This is a genomic window from Klebsiella sp. A52, assembly GCF_018388785.1.
Lineage (GTDB): Bacteria > Pseudomonadota > Gammaproteobacteria > Enterobacterales > Enterobacteriaceae > Klebsiella > Klebsiella aerogenes.
Genome location: NZ_CP074437.1, coordinates 1,931,791 through 1,952,684, shown reverse-complemented (window position 1 = coordinate 1,952,684; position 20,894 = coordinate 1,931,791). Strand labels below are relative to the sequence as shown.

22 protein-coding genes are annotated in these 20,894 nt (G+C 56.0%); 12 read left to right on the top strand and 10 right to left on the bottom strand.

From position 1 onward, the window contains the following. Positions 1 to 264: 264 nt before the first annotated feature. The 3 genes from KGA69_RS09225 (at position 265) to KGA69_RS09215 (ending at position 4,274) form a co-directional block, all read left to right on the top strand. Entirely contained in the window at positions 265 to 1,419 is a 1,155-nt protein-coding gene (locus KGA69_RS09225; protein ID WP_045394922.1) for an SIS domain-containing protein, read from the top strand. A 12-nt stretch (positions 1,420 to 1,431) separates the two neighbouring features. Then, the gene (kbaY, locus tag KGA69_RS09220) at positions 1,432 to 2,304 is read left to right on the top strand and encodes a tagatose-bisphosphate aldolase subunit KbaY (protein ID WP_213293026.1); all 873 of its coding nucleotides are present in this window, start codon (positions 1,432 to 1,434) and stop codon (positions 2,302 to 2,304) included. 80 nt (positions 2,305 to 2,384) lie between these two features. Then, on the top strand, positions 2,385 to 4,274 hold the full coding sequence (locus KGA69_RS09215; protein WP_213293024.1) for an alpha-galactosidase: 1,890 nt from the start codon (positions 2,385 to 2,387) through the stop codon (positions 4,272 to 4,274). 33 nt (positions 4,275 to 4,307) lie between these two features. Here KGA69_RS09215 and rsmI read toward each other — a convergent pair whose 3' ends face one another. Next, positions 4,308 to 5,168 (bottom strand): 16S rRNA (cytidine(1402)-2'-O)-methyltransferase, encoded by an 861-nt coding sequence (gene rsmI, locus KGA69_RS09210; protein WP_045394926.1) that lies wholly within the window; start codon positions 5,166 to 5,168, stop codon positions 4,308 to 4,310. Positions 5,169 to 5,231: 63 nt separating this feature from the next. Here rsmI and KGA69_RS09205 point away from each other — a divergent pair, with 63 nt between their 5' ends. Genes KGA69_RS09205 through dolP form a run of 4 tightly spaced genes read left to right on the top strand, consistent with a single transcriptional unit; the run spans position 5,232 to position 8,882 of the window. Continuing rightward, a complete protein-coding gene (locus tag KGA69_RS09205) occupies positions 5,232 to 7,337 on the top strand; it encodes a penicillin-binding protein activator (RefSeq protein WP_213293022.1) in 2,106 nt (701 codons plus the stop codon). Then, positions 7,295 to 7,681: a YraN family protein gene (locus KGA69_RS09200; RefSeq protein ID WP_045394928.1), complete on the top strand. Its 387-nt coding sequence runs from the start codon at positions 7,295 to 7,297 to the stop codon at positions 7,679 to 7,681. The genes KGA69_RS09205 and KGA69_RS09200 overlap by 43 nt, the downstream gene beginning before the upstream one ends. A gap of 25 nt (positions 7,682 to 7,706) precedes the next feature. Further along, positions 7,707 to 8,297 carry a DnaA initiator-associating protein DiaA gene (gene diaA / locus KGA69_RS09195; protein ID WP_015369544.1) on the top strand — a complete coding sequence of 197 codons (591 nt, stop codon included), beginning with the start codon at positions 7,707 to 7,709 and terminating at the stop codon, positions 8,295 to 8,297. Between the two features lie 9 nt (positions 8,298 to 8,306). Beyond that, positions 8,307 to 8,882, top strand: coding sequence for a division/outer membrane stress-associated lipid-binding lipoprotein (gene dolP, locus KGA69_RS09190; protein ID WP_045394929.1), 576 nt, complete (start codon positions 8,307 to 8,309; stop codon positions 8,880 to 8,882). Between the two features lie 177 nt (positions 8,883 to 9,059). Here the strand turns inward: dolP and KGA69_RS09185 are convergent, their stop codons facing one another. Then, positions 9,060 to 10,103 (bottom strand): permease, encoded by a 1,044-nt coding sequence (locus KGA69_RS09185; RefSeq protein ID WP_213293021.1) that lies wholly within the window; start codon positions 10,101 to 10,103, stop codon positions 9,060 to 9,062. 72 nt (positions 10,104 to 10,175) lie between these two features. Then, entirely contained in the window at positions 10,176 to 10,823 is a 648-nt protein-coding gene (locus KGA69_RS09180) for an NAD(P)H-binding protein (protein WP_049060829.1), read from the bottom strand. A 128-nt stretch (positions 10,824 to 10,951) separates the two neighbouring features. Between KGA69_RS09180 and KGA69_RS09175 the strand changes: the two genes are divergently transcribed. Further along, the gene (locus tag KGA69_RS09175) at positions 10,952 to 11,470 is read left to right on the top strand and encodes a type 1 glutamine amidotransferase domain-containing protein (RefSeq protein WP_015703592.1); all 519 of its coding nucleotides are present in this window, start codon (positions 10,952 to 10,954) and stop codon (positions 11,468 to 11,470) included. Here KGA69_RS09175 and KGA69_RS09170 read toward each other — a convergent pair. Further along, the gene (locus KGA69_RS09170) at positions 11,450 to 11,893 is read right to left on the bottom strand and encodes a YhbP family protein (protein WP_049060831.1); all 444 of its coding nucleotides are present in this window, start codon (positions 11,891 to 11,893) and stop codon (positions 11,450 to 11,452) included. The genes KGA69_RS09175 and KGA69_RS09170 overlap by 21 nt on opposite strands. Positions 11,894 to 11,942: 49 nt before the next feature. Here KGA69_RS09170 and KGA69_RS09165 point away from each other — a divergent pair, with 49 nt between their 5' ends. After that, a complete protein-coding gene (locus KGA69_RS09165) occupies positions 11,943 to 12,233 on the top strand; it encodes a GIY-YIG nuclease family protein (protein WP_026612209.1) in 291 nt (96 codons plus the stop codon). On the opposite strand, the gene KGA69_RS09160 is transcribed toward KGA69_RS09165, so the two are convergent. Continuing rightward, positions 12,220 to 12,723, bottom strand: coding sequence for a GNAT family N-acetyltransferase (locus KGA69_RS09160; RefSeq protein ID WP_213293020.1), 504 nt, complete (start codon positions 12,721 to 12,723; stop codon positions 12,220 to 12,222). The two genes, KGA69_RS09165 and KGA69_RS09160, sit on opposite strands and share 14 nt — an antisense overlap. Further along, positions 12,717 to 13,241: a ubiquinone anaerobic biosynthesis accessory factor UbiT gene (ubiT, locus tag KGA69_RS09155; RefSeq protein WP_015369536.1), complete on the bottom strand. Its 525-nt coding sequence runs from the start codon at positions 13,239 to 13,241 to the stop codon at positions 12,717 to 12,719. The genes KGA69_RS09160 and ubiT overlap by 7 nt, the downstream gene beginning before the upstream one ends. Before the next feature lie 221 nt (positions 13,242 to 13,462). Here ubiT and ubiU point away from each other — a divergent pair, with 221 nt between their 5' ends. From ubiU to KGA69_RS09140, 3 genes are all read left to right on the top strand, one after another. Beyond that, on the top strand, positions 13,463 to 14,458 hold the full coding sequence (gene ubiU, locus KGA69_RS09150; protein WP_045377933.1) for a ubiquinone anaerobic biosynthesis protein UbiU: 996 nt from the start codon (positions 13,463 to 13,465) through the stop codon (positions 14,456 to 14,458). A 5-nt stretch (positions 14,459 to 14,463) separates the two neighbouring features. Next, on the top strand, positions 14,464 to 15,342 hold the full coding sequence (locus KGA69_RS09145; RefSeq protein ID WP_045394995.1) for a U32 family peptidase: 879 nt from the start codon (positions 14,464 to 14,466) through the stop codon (positions 15,340 to 15,342). Positions 15,343 to 15,430: 88 nt separating this feature from the next. Next, a complete protein-coding gene (locus KGA69_RS09140) occupies positions 15,431 to 16,438 on the top strand; it encodes a luciferase-like monooxygenase (protein WP_045394935.1) in 1,008 nt (335 codons plus the stop codon). A 44-nt stretch (positions 16,439 to 16,482) separates the two neighbouring features. On the opposite strand, the gene mtr is transcribed toward KGA69_RS09140, so the two are convergent. From mtr to nlpI, 4 genes are all read right to left on the bottom strand, one after another. Next, positions 16,483 to 17,727, bottom strand: a complete 1,245-nt coding sequence (gene mtr / locus KGA69_RS09135) for a tryptophan permease (RefSeq protein WP_045394937.1) — start codon at positions 17,725 to 17,727, stop codon at positions 16,483 to 16,485. A gap of 144 nt (positions 17,728 to 17,871) precedes the next feature. After that, entirely contained in the window at positions 17,872 to 19,806 is a 1,935-nt protein-coding gene (locus tag KGA69_RS09130; RefSeq protein ID WP_015369531.1) for a DEAD/DEAH family ATP-dependent RNA helicase, read from the bottom strand. After that, on the bottom strand, positions 19,799 to 19,879 hold the full coding sequence (gene yrbN, locus KGA69_RS09125; protein ID WP_086538083.1) for a protein YrbN: 81 nt from the start codon (positions 19,877 to 19,879) through the stop codon (positions 19,799 to 19,801). The genes KGA69_RS09130 and yrbN overlap by 8 nt, the downstream gene beginning before the upstream one ends. A 103-nt stretch (positions 19,880 to 19,982) precedes the next feature. After that, a complete protein-coding gene (gene nlpI / locus KGA69_RS09120) occupies positions 19,983 to 20,867 on the bottom strand; it encodes a lipoprotein NlpI (protein ID WP_020077841.1) in 885 nt (294 codons plus the stop codon). Positions 20,868 to 20,894: the final 27 nt, after the last annotated feature.

Genomic DNA, 20,894 nt, shown 5'->3' with positions numbered 1-20,894 from the left:
GTCTGCAGCCTGCCTGCAGACCTTTCTTTTCCTTTCTTTTTGGATTCGCAATCGATCCAAATAAAAACCATATTATTTCAATTTGTTATGTAAAAAATAACGCCAGAGCGCGACTATTTTCGTTTTATTGTCAATCATATTATTGAGCTTTCGATTTCTTTCATGTAAATTTTAATACATTAAAAGCAAGTCAAAGTGAAACGAAACGAAAGAACTGCATTAGCCCACACCGAAAGCGGAAATCATCACCATAAGGATTGCGTTATGTCAGAAAGATATACCCCCGCGCCATCAACCACTGGTACCTGGACCGAAGAAGAGATCCGCCAGCAACCAGGCAGTTGGATACAATCTTTAAAGAATATCGATCGTTTGCGATCGGAGATTGATGGTTTTCTCACGCCGTTGCTACGAAAAAACGATCTCCGTATCGTCCTGACCGGCGCCGGCACTTCTGCATTTATCGGCGAGATAATCGCGCCCTGGCTGTCCCGCCATAGTGGTAAAAACTTTAGCGCCGTTCCAACCACCGACCTTGTAACCAACCCGATGGATTATCTGGATCCCGCTCATCCACTGCTGCTGGTTTCGTTTGCCCGTTCAGGCAATAGCCCGGAGAGCGTGGCCGCAGTGGAACTAGCGAACCAGTTTGTTACAGAGTGTTATCACCTACCCATTACCTGCAACGAAGCAGGCAGCCTGTATCAAACCGCGCTGGATAGCGACAATGCTCTGCCGCTGTTGATGCCGCCAGAAACCCACGATCGCGGCTTTGCGATGACCAGTAGTATTACCACGATGATGGCCAGTTGCCTTGCAGTGTTCGCACCCAACCTCATTAATAGCCAGACATTCAGCGATGTCGCTGACTGCTGCCAGACGATTCTTAACTCGTTGAGCGATATTAACGCTGGGGTTTTCGGCAACGGAGCGTGGAAACGGATCGTTTACCTCGGTAGCGGCGGGTTGCAGGGCGCCGCGCGCGAATCCGCCCTGAAAGTGCTTGAGCTCACGGCAGGTAAGCTGGCCGCGTTTTATGACTCGCCTACCGGCTTCCGTCACGGGCCTAAGTCACTGGTGAATAACGAAACGCTGGTGGTGATGTTTGTCTCCAACCATCACTATACCCGCCAGTACGATCTGGATCTTCTCGCTGAGTTGCGTCGCGATCGCCAGGCTATGCGGATAGTAGCCATCGCCGCAGGTTCCGATCCTGTTATTGAAGCAGGCCCGCATATCATTCTCCCGCCATCACGACACTTCAACGATGTCGAACTGGCATTCAGCTTCCTGATGTACGCCCAGATTTTCGCGCTTAACCAATCTCTCGCCGTGGGCAACACCCCGGATACGCCTTCCGCCAGCGGTACCGTTAACCGCGTCGTACAAGGTGTCGTTATTCATCCCTGGCAGGCTTAAAAGGAGCGCGCCATGAGCATTATTTCCACCAAATATCTTCTGCAGGATGCCCAGAGTAAAAGTTATGCGGTTCCTGCATTTAACATTCATAACGCCGAGACGATCCAGGCGATCCTGGAAGCATGCAGTGAAATGCGATCGCCGGTGATCCTTGCCGGCACGCCGGGAACCTTTAAGCATATCGCGCTGGAGGAAATTTACGCGCTCTGCCATGCCTACTCCGCCACCTACGCGATGCCAATTGCGCTACATCTCGACCATCATGAGTCGCTGGCGGATATTCGTCGTAAGGTCAATGCCGGGGTCCGCAGCGCAATGATTGATGGCAGCCATTTTCCGTTTGATGAGAATGTGAAGCTGGTGAAATCAGTCGTCGATTTTTGTCACGCGCTGGATTGTAGCGTCGAGGCGGAATTGGGACGGCTTGGCGGAATGGAGGACGATCTTAACGTTGACGCGGAAAGCGCCTTTCTCACCGACCCGCAAGAGGCTAAACGCTTTGTCGAATTGACCGGTATCGACAGTCTCGCCGTGGCGATCGGTACCGCTCATGGGCTATATCAAAAAACGCCTAAGATTGATTTCCAACGGCTGGCGGAAATCAGGGAAGTGGTCGATATCCCTCTGGTGCTGCATGGCGCAAGCGATGTACCGGATGACTACGTCCGTCGTGCTATCACGTTGGGAATTTGCAAGGTCAATGTCGCCACAGAACTCAAAATCGCCTTCGCCGCCGCGGTGAAAAAATGGTTTGCTGACAATCCGCAAGGTAACGACCCACGTTATTACATGCGTGTCGGCATGGATGCGATGAAAGAAGTTGTAAAAAGTAAAATTAGCGTGTGCGGTTCCGCTAACCGACTATTACAGGCCGCAGAAGCTTGAACACCATACAATGACAAAACGTTAGCCCGAGAGGGCTAACGTTATTAACCTCTGATATAACGACAGCAAGGATCTTTCTAATGAAAAAAGTGCTCACTGTTTCGTTACTGGCCCTACTGGTTTCGCAAAGCGCGGCGGCCGCTGAATACACATTAAATAACGCATCGATGGCGCTTTCATTTAACGATGCGAACTCAGCAACAATGGTAAAAGATGAAAAATCGGCCCATCAACTTTCACCGCAAGAACTGTTTTTTCTCACGCTACCAGATGAAACCATCATCCACACCGCTGATTTTAAAGTAAAGAATGTCGAGAAAAATAGCGACTCTATTATTATCGATTATACCCGCCCCGATTTTAACGTCACGGTAAAGATGAACCTGATAAAGGGAAACTACGCGAGTATTGATTACACCATCGCGGCGGTAGGCCAATCGCGAGACGTGGCAAAAATAACTTTTTTCCCGACTAAAAAACAATCGCAAGCACCGTATGTCGATGGCGCAATCAATAGTTCACCGATTGTGGCTGATACCTTTTTTATATTGCCCGATAAACCTATCGTAAATACCTGGGCATATGAGGCGACCACGAATCTGAATGTAGAATTAAAAACAGCCATCGACCCCGCCGCACCACTCAGCTATACGACCTACTTCGGCACTTTTCCGGAAACCAATCAGCTTCGTCGCAGCGTGAATATCTTTATTGATGCCGTGCGTCCACGCCCCTATAAACCCTATCTACACTATAACAGCTGGATGGATATTGGTTTCTTTACCACCTATAGCGAACAGGATGTGCTAAGCCGGATGGATGAATGGAATAAAGAGTTTATTTCCGGTCGCGGCGTCACATTAGATGCCTTTCTTCTGGATGACGGTTGGGACGATCGTACCGGCAGATGGCTCTTTGGCCCCGCCTTCAGCCAGGGATTCAGCAAAGTACGAGAAAAAGCGGCCAGCATGCAAAGTTCTGTAGGGCTGTGGCTTTCCCCTTGGGGAGGTTATAACAAGCCCAGAGATATTCGCGTCTCCCACGCCAAAGAGTATGGCTTTGAAACGGTCGATGGCAAATTCGCGCTATCCGGACCGCACTATTTCAACAACTTCAATCAACAAATTATTAAGCTGATTAAAGACGAGCATATTACCTCTTTTAAGCTTGATGGTATGGGCAACGCAAATTCGCATATTGCGGGTAGTCAGTTTGCTTCCGATTTTGATGCATCTATCGCTTTATTGCATAACATGCGCAGCGCCAATCCTAATCAATTTATTAATTTAACCACCGGGACCAACGCCAGTCCTTCCTGGCTCTTTTATGCTGACGCTATCTGGCGCCAGGGAGACGATATCAATCTTTATGGCCCTGGAACGCCAGTACAGCAATGGATGACCTATCGGGATGCCGAGACTTATCGCTCAATTGTGCGTAAAGGGCCGCTCTTCCCGCTTAACTCACTGATGTATCATGGTATTGTCAGTGCTGAAAATGCCTATTACGGGCTGGAAAAACCGCAAACCGATAGCGATTTCGCCGATCAGGTCTGGAGCTATTTCGCGACGGGTACGCAATTACAGGAGCTATACATCACACCATCGATGCTTAACAAAGCGAAGTGGGATACCCTGGCGCAGGCGGCAAAATGGTCGAGGGCAAATGCGGATGTGCTGGTGGATACCCATTGGGTCGGCGGCGATCCTACCGCGCTGGAAGTTTACGGCTGGGCTTCATGGAAGAAAGATAAGGCGATATTAGGCCTGCGTAACCCATCAGATAAACCGCAGCAGTATTTCCTGGATCTCGCAAAAGCGTTCGAGATACCGCAGGGAGAGACATCGCGATTTACGTTAAAAAGCGTTTACGGTAGTAACGCGACCTTCCCAGCTGATTACCAGCAAGCGGTTATTGTTACGCTACAACCCTTACAAACGCTGGTTTTCGAAGCGACGCCGGTAAAATAGTCAGCCGCGCCCGGTTAACCCCGGGCGCAGTGGTTATCCCTGCTGCTCCAGCGCGTATTTATACAGCGCGTTCTTCTTCACGCCGTGGATTTCCGCGGCCAGCGCGGCGGCTTTCTTCAACGGCAGTTCCGCCTGTAACAGCGCCAGAGTCCGCAGCGCGGCCGCCGGCAACGCCTCTTCCTGGGCCTTAAAACCTTCGACGATCAGCACCATCTCGCCTTTGCGGCGATTTTCGTCTTCCTTCACCCACGCCACCAGCTCGCCAATCGGCGCGCCGTGGATAGACTCCCAGGTTTTGGTCAGCTCGCGTGCCAACACTACGTAACGGGATTCGCCCAGAACCGCGCAGATATCCTCCAGGCTCTCCACCAGGCGGTGCGTTGACTCATAAAAGATAATAGTGCGCGGCTCTTCTTCCAGCGCCTTCAGGGTATCGCGGCGGCCTTTCGATTTCGCCGGCAGGAAACCTTCATAGCAGAAACGATCGGACGGCAAACCGGCGGCGCTCAGAGCGGCAATCGCAGCACAAGGGCCCGGTAGCGGCACGACGCGAATATTGGCTTCACGGCAGGTACGCACCAGATGGTAGCCGGGATCGTTAATCAGCGGCGTGCCGGCATCGGACACCAGCGCGATGTTCTGCCCCTCTTTTAATTTCGCTAAAAGTGTTTCGGCCTTTTGCTGCTCGTTATGGTCGTGAAGGGCAAATAAACGGGCGTTAATCGCAAAATGCTGCAGCAGCAAACCGGTATGGCGGGTATCCTCCGCAGCAATTAAATCAACAGCTTGCAACACTTCCAGTGCGCGCTGCGTGATATCAGACAGATTCCCTATCGGAGTGGGCACAATGTACAGTTGCCCCTGAGAATTATCCGCTGATTCGTGTTGTTTCATTGTCTCGTCCGTATTGCCGATTTAATATTGAGCATTGAGCCAAAAAAATATCACTGGATACATATGGTACCGTCAACATTTCTTCGTTCTAAGCCCGCGCGCTGTCTGCCCGTATTGCTGGCTACTCTTCTTTTTGCTGGCTGCGGCACCCACACGCAGGATCAAAGCACGGCGTTTATGCAGGGTACGTCGCAGGCCAACTCCAGTTTCTACCTACAGCAGATGCAGCAAAGCACGAATGATAGCAAGACCAACTGGCAATTACTCGCCATTCGTGCACTGCTGCAGGAAGGTAAGAAGCAGCAGGCTATCGACCTGTACAACCAACTGCCGTCGAACCTGAACAGCACGCAGGCCCGTGAACAGTCGCTGCTGGCGGTGGAAGTCAAACTGGCGCAAGGCGATTACCAGGGCGCGAAGGCATTGCTGAGCAAACTCGATCCTCTCAGTTTTGAGAAAAATCAGCAGCCGCGCTACTGGCAGGCGCAAATTGACGCCAGCCAGGGACAGCCGTCTCTGGCATTGCTGCGTGCGCTGATTGCCCAGCAGCCCCTGCTAAACCAGACGAAGCAAAAACAACAAAACATCGACGCCACATGGAAAGCGCTAACGGCGATGACCCCACAGCAGGCCAACGCGCTGGTAATCAATGCCGACGAAAACGTGCTGCAGGGCTGGCTGGATCTGCAGCGGATGTGGTTCGACAACCGCAACGATCCGGCAATGCTGAAAGCGGGCGTCAAAGACTGGCAAATCCGTTATCCGCAGAACCCGGGGGCGCAGATGCTGCCCACTGCGCTGGTGAATATGCAAAACTATAAACCGGCCTCGACCAATAAAATCGCCCTGCTGCTGCCTCTGAACGGCCAGGCGGCGATTTTCGGCCGCACTATCCAGCAGGGTTTTGAAGCGGCGAAGAATGGCGCCCCAGCGGTCCAGGGTAGCGCAGTGCCGGCGCAGGTCGCCCAGGCGGCGAATGTTGCCGGCAATAACGATGTGGTGAGCCCTTCGCAGGCGGAAGTCGGCGATCTCACCGCCACCGGCAGCCAGGCCGCGCCGGTGCAGGCGCCAGCGGAGACGCAGGCCGCGCCTGCCGCGAAACCAGCAGCCGCTCCGCTATCCGCCCCGGTTACCGCAACGCCGGCAGCACAACCGGTAGCACAACCGGTGAGCGCGCCAGCCGCGCAGCCGCAGCCCGCGGTGGCGACCACCGCCAATCCTGCCGCTGAACTGAAAATTTACGATACCACCAGCCAGCCGATGAGCCAGCTGCTGGCGCAGGTGCAGCAGGACGGCGCCACCCTCGTGGTCGGCCCGCTGCTGAAAGAAAACGTCGAAGAGGTGATGAGAAGCAACACCTCGCTGAACGTGCTCGCCCTTAACCAGCCGGGTAAAGTCGAGAACCGCCCGAACCTGTGCTACTTCGCGCTCTCCCCGGAAGATGAAGCCCGCGACGCGGCGCGTCATATTCACGATCAGGGCAAGCAAACGCCGTTACTGCTGGTGCCGCGCGGCGCGCTTGGCGACCGCGTGGTCAGCGCATTCGCCGACGAGTGGCTGAAACTGGGCGGCGGTACGGTGCTGCAGCAACGTCTGGGATCGACGGCGGAGCTGAAATCCGGCGTCAACGGTGGCGGCATCTCGCTGACCGGCAGCCCGGTATCGACGCTGCCGTCATCTGTGGATAGCTCGCTCGGCAGCCCAGGCGACGTTCCGGTCAGCAGCGGCGGCAGCATCGATGCCGCCTATATCGTCGCTACCCCGGAACAAATTGGCTATATCAAGCCGCTGATCGCCATGCGCAACGGCAGCCAGAGCAACGTCACCCTGTACGCCAGCTCCCGCAGCGCCCAGGGCACCTCCGGCCCGGATTTCCGTCTGGAGATGGAAGGCCTGCAATATAGTGAAATCCCGATGCTGGCTGGCAGTAACCCGGCGCTGATGCAGCAGGCGCTCTCAGCCGTGCGTAACGACTACTCGCTGGCGCGTCTGTATGCGATGGGCGCCGACGCCTGGTCGCTGGCGAATCATTTCGCGCAAATGCGCCAGAGCCCAGGTTACGAGCTGAACGGCAATACGGGCGATCTGACGGCCACGCCGGACTGCGTGATCAACAGGAAGTTATCATGGCTCAAGTACCAACAGGGACAAATCGTCGCAGCCAACTAAGCAAACAGACCGGCGACGCCTGGGAAAGCCAGGCGCGTCGGTGGTTAGAACGGCATGGACTGCGTTTTATCGCCGCCAACGCCCGCGAGCGCGGCGGCGAGATCGATCTTATTATGCGCGACGGCGCGGTTATCGTGTTCGTCGAAGTGCGCTACCGGCGCAGCGCCAGCTACGGCGATGCCGCCGCCAGCGTCACGCCGCAAAAGCAACAACGTCTTCTCAAGGCTGCTCGTCTGTGGCTCTCCCGGCAGAATGGGAGTTTTGATACTGTGGATTGCCGTTTCGATGTGGTAGCCTTCACCGGCAACGACATCCAATGGCTGAAAAACGCCTTTGGCGAATAGCGTATTATCAGATTTAAGGGATCCCGTGCTCGACAGAATTAAAGCCTGCTTTACCGAAAGCATTCAAACCCAAATCGCCGCCGCGGAAGCGCTCCCGGACGCCATCTCGCGCGCGGCTATGACGCTCGTTCAGTCGCTGCTTAACGGCAACAAAATCCTCTGTTGTGGTAATGGCACCTCCGCCGCCAACGCACAGCATTTTGCTGCCAGCATGATCAATCGTTTCGAAACAGAGCGCCCTGGTTTACCCGCCATTGCACTAAATACCGATAATGTGGTCTTAACCGCAATCGCCAACGATCGCCTGCATGATGAAATCTACGCTAAACAGGTGCGCGCGCTGGGTCACGCCGGCGACGTACTGTTGGCGATTTCTACGCGCGGCAATAGCCGGGATATCGTGAAAGCCGTGGAAGCGGCGGTCACCCGCGATATGACTATCGTGGCGTTAACCGGTTACGACGGCGGCGAGCTGGCTGGCCTGTTAGGTCAGCAGGACGTTGAAATCCGCATTCCTTCGCACCGCAGCGCGCGGATCCAGGAAATGCACATGCTTACCGTCAATTGTCTGTGCGATTTGATTGATAACACGCTTTTTCCACACCAGGACGAATAAGGAGAACACATGAAGGCTCTCTCGCCCCTCGCCATCCTGCTTTCTGCGCTACTGCTACAGGGCTGCGTCGCCGCAGCGGTAGTCGGTACGGCAGCCGTCGGCACCAAAGCGGCAACGGACCCGCGTACGGTGGGTACGCAGGTTGATGACAGCACCCTGGAGCTACGCGTTAACAGCGCCTTAGGGAAAGATGAACAGATTAAGAAAGAAGCGCGTATTAACGTCACCGCTTATCAGGGTAAGGTCCTGCTGACCGGTCAGTCGCCGACCGCCGATCTCTCCTCTCGCGCCAAACAAATCGCGATGGGAGTTGAAGGGACTACCGAAGTCTTCAATGAAGTGCGTCAAGGCCAGCCGATTGGCTTAGGCACCGCGTCGTCGGATACCTGGATCACCACCAAAGTTCGTTCCCAACTGCTGGGCAGCGATCAGGTGAAGTCTTCCAACGTGAAAGTGACGACCGAAAACAGCGAAGTGTTCCTGATGGGCCTGGTCACCGACCGTGAAGGCCGCGCGGCGGCAGATATCGCCAGCCGGGTAAGCGGCGTGAGCCGCGTCACCACCGCGTTTACCTATCTTAAATAAACGTGATCTAACCCGGCTGGCGCTTCGCTAAGCCGGGCTACCAAATAGCGCTGCGCTGTAGCCCCGGTAAGCGGCAGTATAAATTAAAGGCAGGCCGCACGGACCGTAGGCCGGGTAAGGCGCAGCCGCCACCCGGCACAAAATCCGGAACGGGTCCACAGCCCCGCGCCGGATAAATTACACCAGCGCCAGCGCGCCGACGATCGCCCCGCACAACGCCACCAGCCCGCCGGTTAGCCACAGCGCTTTAGCCGGAAACGCCTTACGCAACATAACCAGCGACGGTACGCTCACCGCAGGCAAGGTAATCAGCAGCGCCAGCGCCGGCGCGGTGCCCATTCCAGCCAGCATCATCGTCTGCACAATCGGGATTTCCGCCGCCGTCGGGATAACGAACAGACAACCGGCTATCGCCATTGCGATCACCCAGAACAGCGTGTTATCGACCGCGCCCTCGGCATGCGGGAACAGCCAGACCCGCGCCGCGCCCAGTACCAGCACCGCGAGGATGTAAACCGGGATCGTACTCCAGAACAGCGACCACAGCGCGCGCAGCCAGCGGTTGATAAAACTGCCCTCATCATTCTTCAGTTGGCTAACGTCTTCTGCCGCTACCGGCTGCGTCGCCGCCTCTTTTACCCATTTTTGCACCAGCGTCGCCACCACCAGCACCGTCGCCAGCCCGGCCACCAGCCGGATCAGAGCAAAATGCCAGCCAAGCACGAAACCCATAAAAACCAGCGTCGCCGGGTTCAGCAGCGGGTTGCCCATCCAGAACGCCAGCGCCCCGCCCATCGACACCTGCTGTTTACGCATTCCGGCGGCAACCGGCGCGGCGCAGCAGGTACACATCATCCCCGGTAGCGAAAAAATTGCTCCCAGCAGCGTACCCTGAAAACGAGATTGCCCAAGCGTGCGCAGCAGCCAGTCGCGGGGGATCAGCACCTGAATAAGCGAACCGAGCAGCACGCCGAGCGCCGCCGCTTTCCAGACCGCGAGGAAGTAAACCATCGCGTAATCCCATGCCGCCTGCAGCGGGTTTACATCAGCCTGGGCGAGAATAGATTTACCGATACTGTGGGTTTCCGCGGCCGTAAAGGCTTTACCGTAATACGGCTGCCATTTGACGTACCACAGGCCAACGATAACGACGAGAAAGAACAGTGCGGGTTTCCACCATTGAAATGGTGATGCCGCCTGAGATGAAGACTGACCAGCCATAGCATTCCCCAGGGAGAAGTGATAACAAATAAGGAGGTGAATACTACGCCTGCCGTCCAAATTTGAAAATGATTAATCCGCCTGCCTGGCGGCGCGTTCCCGTAGCTGAGACGAGGTCAGGATCTGGACGCCTTCATGGCTCGGCGCCAGCGCCTCGGCCAGCAGAGCCGTCGCCACATCGCGGGCCTGAATGGCTTTCCAGTCTCCAGGCAGAAAACGAAATAGCGGTGCAAAGAGCGTTTCATTGGCGCGTTTATGCTCCCGATCGCCCAGTAACATCGAAGGACGGGCAATGGTCAGCCGCGGCCACTCCTGCGCAATCAGCGCCTCTTCCATTTCTCCTTTCACGCGGTTATAGAAGAAGGGCGAATGCGAATTGGCGCCCATCGCGCTGACCACCAGCATATGTTGCGCCCCGAGGCGCTTCCCGACCAGCGCCGTATCCACCACCAGCGTATAGTCAGCATGCACAAACGCTTCTTTACTCCCCGCTTCCCGTCGCGTGGTGCCCAGGCAGCAGAATACGATATCGACAGGATCAACCACCTGCGCCAGTGCATCGGTCAACTGCGGATCGTGTGGATTGAATACCCCCTCCGCTGGAGCAAGCGGACGGCGCGTTGGCGCAGTAATCGCGCTAATACGCGGCTCACTCTGTAGTAGCCGAAGTAAGTGCCCACCAACCAATCCAGTCGCGCCGGTTAATAATACCTGACTCATCAAATCTCCTTTGCAGAATAGTCTGCCTTGCACTTTGCCCCACATGTTCCAGGCTTAATAGCTTACGAGGTAAGTATCCACCATCATCATGGAAATGCCTCATTCACTGCCAAAAGATCGGAGGAAGAATGAGTAAAAAGATTGCCGTACTAATCACCGACGACTTCGAAGATTCTGAATTCACCTCACCTGCCGAGGCTTTTAAACTTGCCGGGCATCAGGTCGTGACAATTGAGAAACAGGCGGGAAAAACGGTAAAAGGGAAGCAAGGCGAGGCTGAAGTGGCGATCGACAAAGCGATTGATGACGTGACGCCGGCGCAGTTTGACGCCCTGTTGCTGCCTGGCGGCTATTCACCGGACCAGTTGCGGGGTGATGAGCGCTTCGTCACTTTTACTCGCGACTTCGTGAATAGCGGTAAACCGGTCTTTGCCATTTGTCACGGCCCGCAGTTACTCATCAGCGCAGACGTCATTCGCGGGCGTAAGCTCACGGCGGTTAAACCCATCGTGGTCGACGTGAAAAACGCCGGCGGTGAGTTTTACGATCAGGAAGTGGTGCTTGATAACGATCAGTTAGTCACCAGCAGAACCCCGGACGATCTTCCGGCGTTCAATCGCGAGGCGCTACGCCTGCTCGGGGCTTGAGTCGCGCAGCCAATATAGCTTTTTGCCAAAACCCAGCGTGTTGTCGGTAAATTTAAGCTCGTCGGGACGGATCTCCCACACCGGCGCCGACAACATGCGGGCGACAGGAAAGCGTTTAACGTAGCGTTTTCGCATCTCAGCCTCTTCGTCACCGTGAAGGCGGCGGATCTCCCCCTTAAACTGCACGCCGCGGATTAAGGCAACGGTCTTTGGCTGGCCGTTGACCGTCCCGGCGACCTTCGCGCGTTCGCCGGTCATCTGGCCGTGACGGGTTTTTTCGTCGCTCAGCAGATAAAAAACGACGTTATCCGGGTCGTAAACGTAAAACGCATTGGCGCACCACAGCTCGTCATCACGTGCGACGCACCAGGTGATGACGTGTTGTTTACCCAGCCAGCGGCTAATCGCGGCAAGCGTTTCCATCTTTATTCTCCATTATGCTATGGTGCACACACCCTAACAAACTGACGTTATTACCGTGTGCTGGTTTCTCTATCTTATTCGAACCGCTGATAACCGCCTGTATACCGGCATTACCACCGATGTTCCGCGCCGCTTTCTTCAGCATCAGGAAGGCAAAGGAGCGAAAGCGCTGCGCGGCAAAGGCGAACTGGCGCTGGCGTTTAGTCAGAAAGTTGGTGACCACTCACTCGCTCTGCGGCTGGAGTATCGCATCAAGCAGCTAACGAAGCGCCAGAAAGAGCGCCTCGTTGCCGGGGATGGTTCGTTCGAGACCCTGCTGGAGGGGCTCAGAAGCGATTGAAATGATCGCTGTACTCGACCAGACCGTGTACGCCCTGCAGCGCGTCATCCGCCAGACGGTGCACCTGGAAGGCTTCAGCGGTGTCCGGCCAGCGGCAGCGTAAATCGAACGCGGCGGCGGGTTCAAAGCCTAAACGGCCATACAGCGCCGGTTCGCCCAGCGTAACCACCGCGGCGTAGCCAAATTCATTTAATGAATCCAGCCCTTCGTAGACCAGCTGTCGGCCAATACCCTGGCGGCGATAGCTTTCATCTACCGCCAACGGCCCCAGACCGACCCACTGCAGCTCTTCGCCTTCGACGGTGACCGGGCTAAAGGCGACGTAGCCCACCACATGGCCTTCATCGTCAGTGGCGACTAAGCCCAGCGTGATCAAACCATCTTCACGCAGATCGTGCACCAGCTTCGCTTCCGCGTCGCTGCCGAACGTACGGCGCAGCAGCGCGTCGATACCCGGCGCATCAATCCCAATTTCCACTCGAATCAGCATGCCTCACCTACCGATGTCTGTTCAGGTTTCTGCGGGCTCTTCAGGCCTGCTTCGACAAAATCCGCCATCTGCAGCAGCATGACCCGCAGTGCTTTCGGCATCTGCTCCAGCTCGATGGCATCCATCAGGTTCTTCACGTATAGACCCAGCTCAGTATCACCTTCAATCACCAGACGACGCTGGAAGAATAGCGTATCCGGATCCTGTTTACGCGCGGCAATCATCAGCAGATCGCTGGCATCGGCGCTAAAGCTGACGTCGGCGTCAGCCTGCTGGCTGACCACCAGGCGACCATCGACTACCGAGGTATACCACAGCAGGCCAATATCGCGCACATTAATACTTAACCAGCGACCTTCGAGAAACTCCAGTTCTCCATCCGCCAGCGCCTGGCGAAATTGCCAGCTCAATACTTGTTCCAGCACCTGGCGCTTGAGGGCAAAAGGCGCCAGCTTAACCGGCACGCTCATTAAAGACGGGCCAAAACGGACCAGCCGGGAACGCAGTTCATCCAACACAAGCTTCACTCCATGCATGCAATAGTTTCGCTATTGTGCCATATCAAATAAACGACATAGCGGCGTAAATCAACAAAATCGCGATGATGGTCGCCAGCTATTGAGCCCACCAATACGCTTTTAACTGCCTCAAATCAAAAATTGTCACCAGAAGGTTAACTAAAATCCCAGCTCGTTAACCATTTTGCGTCCCTGACCGGCCGCGTTTTTCAGGAAAAATTATGGAGCTGCTCTGCCCCGCCGGTAACCTCCCGGCACTTAAGGCGGCCATCGAAAACGGCGCCGATGCCGTGTATATCGGGCTGAAAGATGACACCAATGCCCGCCACTTTGCCGGCCTTAATTTCACCGAAAAGAAATTGCAGGAAGCCGTCAGCTTTGTGCACCAGCATCGCCGTAAGCTACATATCGCGATTAACACCTTCGCCCATCCCGACGGTTATGCCCGTTGGCAGCGTGCTGTGGATATGGCCGCGCAATTGGGCGCCGACGCGCTTATCCTCGCCGATATCGCGATGCTGGAGTACGCCGCGGAACGCTATCCGCACATTGAACGTCACGTTTCAGTGCAGGCGTCCGCCACTAACGAAGAGGCGGTGCGTTTTTATCACCGCAACTTTGACGTTGCCCGCGTCGTACTGCCGCGGGTGTTATCCATTCACCAGGTGAAACAGTTAGCCCGCGCCACGCCGGTGCCGCTGGAAGTTTTCGCCTTCGGTAGCTTATGCATCATGGCGGAAGGCCGCTGCTATCTCTCGTCGTATCTCACCGGCGAATCGCCAAATACCGTCGGCGCCTGTTCGCCCGCGCGCTTCGTCCGCTGGCAGCAAACGCCGCAGGGGCTGGAGTCACGCCTTAACGAAGTGCTGATCGATCGCTATCAGGATGGCGAGAATGCCGGTTATCCGACGCTGTGCAAAGGCCGCTACCTGGTCGACGGCGAGCGCTACCACGCGCTGGAAGAACCCACCAGCCTCAATACCCTGGAGCTGTTGCCAGAACTGATGGCCGCCAATATCGCCTCGGTAAAAATCGAAGGCCGTCAGCGCAGCCCGGCATACGTCACCCAGGTAGCGAAAGTCTGGCGTCAGGCGATCGACCGCTGTAAAGCCGATCCGCAGAATTTCGTGCCGCAATCCGCATGGATGGAAACCCTTGGTTCGATGTCCGAAGGAACGCAAACCACCCTTGGCGCCTATCACCGTAAATGGCAGTGAGAAACATGAAATATTCATTAGGGCCGGTGCTGTACTACTGGCCAAAAGAGACGCTGGAAGATTTTTACCAGCAGGCGGCAAACAGTAGCGCTGACACCATTTATCTGGGCGAGGCGGTGTGCAGCAAGCGCCGCGCCACTAAAGTCGGCGATTGGATCGAAATGGCGAAAGCGCTGGCCGGTAGCGGCAAGCAGGTGGTGCTCTCCACCCTCGCGCTGGTGCAGGCCTCCTCCGAACTGGGCGAGCTGAAGCGCTATGTCGAGAACGGCGAATTCCTGATTGAAGCCAGTGACCTCGGCGTGGTCAACCTCTGCGCCGAACGCAAGCTGCCCTTCGTCGCCGGTCATGCGCTGAACTGCTACAACGCCGTCACTTTGCGCCTCCTGCTGAAGCAGGGCATGACGCGCTGGTGCATGCCAGTGGAGCTTTCCCGCGACTGGCTGGCTAATTTGCTGACCCAGTGCGAAGAACTGGGCATTCGCAACCAGTTTGAAGTCGAAGTGCTGAGCTATGGCCATTTGCCGCTGGCTTATTCCGCGCGCTGCTTTACCGCCCGCTCGGAAGACCGGCCAAAAGACGAATGCGAAACCTGCTGCATCAAGTACCCAACCGGGCGCAGCATGCTGTCGCAGGAGAACCAGCAGGTGTTTGTGCTTAACGGCATTCAGACGATGAGCGGCTACGTCTATAACCTTGGCAACGAGTTAACCTCGATGCACGGTCTGGTGGATATGGTGCGCCTGTCGCCGATGGGCAGCGAGACCTTTGCCATACTCGACGCCTTCCGCGCCAACGAAAATGGCGCTGCGCCGCTGGATCTCACCGCCAACAGCGATTGCAACGGCTACTGGAAACGGCTGGCCGGGCTGGAGCTGCAGGCGTAAGGTGAAGTGTAAAAGCTCACTTTGTTAACAACGGTTATTAATTTTTAATGCACTATTAAAAGATTCACCGTCGACAAAGTGAGCTGTTATGACTGATAAAACCATTCCGTTCTCGGTGCTCGATCTGGCGCCGATCCCGCAGGGATCTTCGGCTAAAGAAGCCTTCTCCCACTCTCTCGCTCTCGCCCGGCTGGCGGAATCCCGCGGCTACCACCGTTACTGGCTGGCTGAGCACCATAATATGGTGGGCATTGCCAGCGCGGCGACTTCGGTGTTGATTGGCTATCTTGCCGCCAATACCACCACCCTGCATCTGGGCTCCGGAGGCGTGATGTTGCCAAACCATTCGCCGCTGGTGATCGCCGAACAGTTCGGTACCCTGAATACGCTGTATCCCGGACGTATCGATCTCGGCCTTGGCCGCGCGCCGGGCAGCGATCAGCCGACCATGCGCGCGCTGCGTCGCCATATGAGCGGCGATGTCGATAATTTCCCGCGCGATGTGGCGGAGCTGGTGGACTGGTTTGACGCCCGCGATGCTCATCCGCAGGTGCGCCCGGTTCCCGGCTATGGCGAACGAATTCCGGTGTGGCTGCTGGGCTCAAGCCTGTACAGCGCGCAGCTGGCGGCGCAGCTTGGTCTGCCATTTGCTTTCGCCTCTCACTTCGCGCCGGACATGTTATTCCAGGCGCTGCATCTGTATCGCAGCAATTTCAAACCTTCGGCGCGGCTCGAAAAACCGTACGCGATGGTATGCATCAATATTATCGCCGCCGATAGCAATCGCGACGCGGAGTTCCTCTTTACTTCGATGCAGCAGGCCTTCGTTAAGCTGCGCCGCGGCGAAACCGGGCAGTTGCCGCCGCCGGTGGAAAATATGCATCAGCTGTGGTCAGCGTCCGAGCAGTATGGTGTGCAGCAGGCATTAAGCATGTCGCTGGTTGGCGATAAAACCAAAGTTCGCCACGGGTTAGCGTCGATTCTTCGCGAAACGGAAGCGGACGAAATCATGGTTAACGGCCAGATCTTCGACCACCAGGCGCGCCTGCATTCCTTTGATTTAGCGATGCAGGTGAAAGAGGAGTTGTTAGGTTAGTGACGCGGTAAGCCCGGTGCGCGTCACGCCACCGGGCGATGCGGTTATTGATAAACCGGCAACAGATTAAAGCTCGACAGGAAATGCACCACCGCGTTGCCGAGCCCGAACAGCAGGATCAGCGTAATCATCGGTTTTCCGCCCCAAACGCGGAACTGTGGGCTACCGAAGCGTTTACGCGAAGCGCGGGCCAGCAGCGCCGGCACAATCGCCGCCCATACCGTCGCCGCCAGACCGGCATAGCCAATGGCGTAAAGGAAGCCATCTGGTTTCACCAGCCCGCCGATCATCGGCGGGATAAAGGTCAACAGCGCGGTTTTAAAGCGTCCCATCGCGCTATCGTCAAAGCCAAACAGATCCGCGAGATAATCGAACAACCCCAGCGTCACGCCGAGGAAGGAACTGGCGACGGCAAAGTTGGAGAACACCACCAGCAGCAGATCCAGACCGCGGCTATTCAGCACGCCGCTCAGCGCCTGCACCAGCACATCAATGTTGCCGCCCTTCTGGGCGATACCGATAAACTGCGGACGAGGGATATTACCCATCGTCACCAGCAGCCAGACCACATACAGACCCAGCGCCAGCAGCGTACCGTAAATCAGACAGCGGGTAATGGTACGCGGATCCTTACCATAATATTTCATCAGGCTCGGCACGTTACCGTGATAGCCAAACGAGGCCAGGCAGAACGGCAGCGTCATCAGCAGGTATGGCGCATAGGAGGCATTCTTCTCCACGACGTTAAACAGCGTCGTCGGCTCGACGTGCCCCAGCAGGCTGCCGAAGGTCAGAAAGAAGGTAATCACCTTAGCGCCCAGTACGATAGCCGTCATGCGGCTTACCGCTTTCGTGCTCATCCAGACGATAAAGGCCACCAGCAGCGCGAAGCCGAAGCCCGCAGCGCGCGCGGGTACGTTCAGCGACATTTCACTGAAGGTGTGGTGCAGGATCGAACCGCTCGCCGAAATATAGGCGTAGGTCAGGATATACAGCACAAAGGCGATCGACACGCCGTTTACCAGGTTCCAGCCTTTGCCGAGCAGGTCTTTGGTAATGGTGTCGAAGCTGGAGCCAATCCGGTAGTTAAGGTTGGCTTCCAGAATCATCAAACCGGAGTGCAGCATGCAGAACCAGGTAAAAACCAGCGCCGCCAGCGACCAGAAGAACCACGCGCCGGACATAACCACCGGCAGCGAGAACATGCCCGCGCCAATAATTGTGCCGCCGATAATCACCACGCCGCCAAATAAAGACGGTCGGGTGGCCGTAGTGGTTAGTGTCGCCATTTGCCGAAATCTCCAGTCGAAAATACTTCGCTCACGTTGAGCATGACGCACTGTACCAGTACACGAGTACAAAAGAAATAAAAAAAGCCCCAATCATGACGATCGGGGCTGTATTATTTACTTTACGCTAGCGGATTGCGCTTATTACGCATCGCCACCGAAACGACGACGACCCGCGGAATCATCACGGCGCGGCGCGGAAGCATCGTCACGACGCGGCGCGCGGCCGCCTTCACGACGTTCGCCGCTGAAACGACGACCTTCACCACGACCGCCTTCACGACGTTCGCCACCGAAGCTACGACCGCCTTCACGACGCTCGCCGCCGAAGCCACGACCGCCTTCACGACGCTCGCCGCCGCCACGACGTTCGGTGCGCGGCTGCGCATCGCCCAGCAGCTGCATGTTCATCGGCTTGTTCAGGATGCGGGTACGAGTAAAGTGCTGCAGCACTTCGCCCGGCATACCTTTCGGCAGTTCGATGGTGGAGTGAGAACCGAACAGCTTGATGTTACCGATGTAACGGCTGCTGATGTCGCCTTCGTTAGCGATCGCGCCAACGATATGACGAACTTCAACGCCGTCATCACGGCCCACTTCAATGCGGTACAATTCCATTTCACCCACGTCACGACGCTCACGCTTCGGACGATCTTCACGATCGCCACGCGGGCCGCGGTCATTACGGTCGCCACGGCGTTCGAAACGGTCATCACGATCGCGGAATTCACGACGCGGACGCATCGGCGCATCCGGCGGAACGATCAGAGAACGTTCGCCCTGGGCCATTTTCAGCAGCGCAGCGGCCAGCGTTTCTACGTCCAGCTCTTCGCCTTCCGCGGTCGGCTGGATTTTCGCCAGCAGCGCACGGTACTGGTCCAGATCGCTGCTTTCCAGCTGCTGCTGAACTTTAGCGGCGAATTTCTCCAGGCGACGTTTGCCCAGCAGTTCTGCGTTCGGCAGTTCTACTTCAGGGATCGTCAGCTTCATCGTACGTTCGATGTTACGCAGCAGGCGACGCTCACGGTTCTCAACGAACAGCAGCGCGCGACCCGCACGACCCGCACGACCGGTACGACCGATACGGTGAACGTAAGATTCGGAATCCATCGGGATGTCATAGTTAACAACCAGGCTGATGCGCTCAACGTCCAGGCCGCGGGCCGCAACGTCGGTGGCGATCAGGATATCCAGACGACCGTCTTTCAGGCGCTCCAGGGTCTGCTCACGCAGCGCCTGGTTCATATCGCCGTTAAGCGCGGCGCTGTTATAACCGCTACGCTCCAGCGCTTCTGCCACTTCCAGGGTCGCGTTTTTGGTACGCACGAAGATAATCGCCGCATCAAAGTCTTCCGCTTCCAGGAAACGCACCAGCGCTTCGTTTTTACGCATGCCGTAAGCAGTCCAGTAGCTCTGGCTGATGTCCGGGCGCGTGGTGACGCTGGACTGAATGCGCACTTCCTGCGGCTCTTTCATGAAGCGGCGGGTAATGCGACGAATCGCTTCCGGCATAGTGGCGGAGAACAGAGCGGTCTGATGACCTTCCGGGATCTGCGCCATAATGGTTTCTACGTCTTCGATAAAGCCCATGCGCAGCATTTCATCTGCTTCGTCCAGTACCAGGCCGCTCAGTTTAGAGAGATCCAGCGTACCGCGCTTCAGGTGGTCCAGCAGACGACCCGGGGTACCGACAACGATCTGCGGCCCCTGACGCAGGGCGCGCAGCTGCACGTCATAACGCTGGCCGCCGTACAGGGCAACCACGTTTACGCCGCGCATATGTTTAGAGAATTCCGTCATTGCTTCAGCAACCTGTACCGCCAGTTCGCGGGTCGGCGCCAGCACCAGAATCTGCGGTGCTCTCAGCTCAGGATCGATGTTGTTCAGCAGCGGTAAAGAGAACGCTGCGGTCTTACCGCTACCGGTCTGGGCCATACCCAGAACGTCGCGGCCGTCCAGCAGATGCGGAATGCACTCAGCCTGGATCGGAGATGGTTTTTCGTAACCCAGATCGTTAAGCGCTTCAAGGATAGGAGCCTTCAGGCCCAGATCTGCAAAAGTGGTTTCGAATTCAGCCATGTAGTACGTGTGCCTCAAAATTAATGGCGGCCAGTCTACATAACTCATCGTGAAAATTTAGAGTAATTTTCATTGAAAAGTGTGAACCGGCTCAAAGTAGGTGTATTAACGAACAACAACGCCCTCACCCGCGAAGGTGATGGCAATCAAAAAATGGGCTGATGTGTGTTCGTCAGCTATTGCTGGTCCGATTCTGCCAGGTCATCTTGCTCCTGGCCCAAGAGCGATAATTCCAACAATGCGTATCGGTGCTCAACGTAGTTATGAACGTTGTTAGCGACCGCCAGTTTGAACAGTGCCGTAGCGCTGTCCTTGTCCCCCAGACTTAGGTAGTACTTACCTAAATAGAAGTTGGTTTCACTGAGATGCTCAGCGAGCGAGGTGTTATCCGTTGCGTCTGCCTTCAGACGGGTCATCAGCTCTTTTTCGCTAATGTCGCCAAGGTAGAACTCGACAATGTTCCATCCCCATTGCTCTTTATCCGACTTGTTGAAGCGCTGTTTCAGTGCTTCAAGCGCCTGCTTCTCATCAAGCTTACGCTCGGCGAGGTATAACCACAGACTGCGGAAAGGATCATTGGGATCGTCTTGATAAAACGCCAGCAGATCATCTTGCGCTAACTTAGCACGGCCACCGTAATACAGAGCGATGCCGCGGTTTAAGTGCGCGTAGTTGTAAGTTGGATCAAGCTCAAGTACAGAATCAAACGCTTCATAGGCAGCATCAAAATTGCCTGCCTGCGTTAAATAAATGCCTAAGTAATTGAATACTTCAGGCATATCGGGTCGGATTGCCAGCGCTTGTGAAAAATCATTTCGCGCTAATGCCCTCAGACCGAGACTATCATACAACACTCCGCGCTCATATAAAAGCTGTGCGCGTTCGTCATCGGTTAAAGCCCGACTGGCAAGAATTTGTTCCATGCGCGCCAGAATCACTTCTTGCTGCAAAGTCGGTTGCAATGGTACCGCGAGGACGGCGTCCTTACGCCAGGCAGAGTTGCTGCATCCTGCCAGCGTGAGAGCTGTCGCCACGAAACACCAGCGCAGAAAAGGCTTCATTTCCCACTCCCGAAGACAACGATTGGA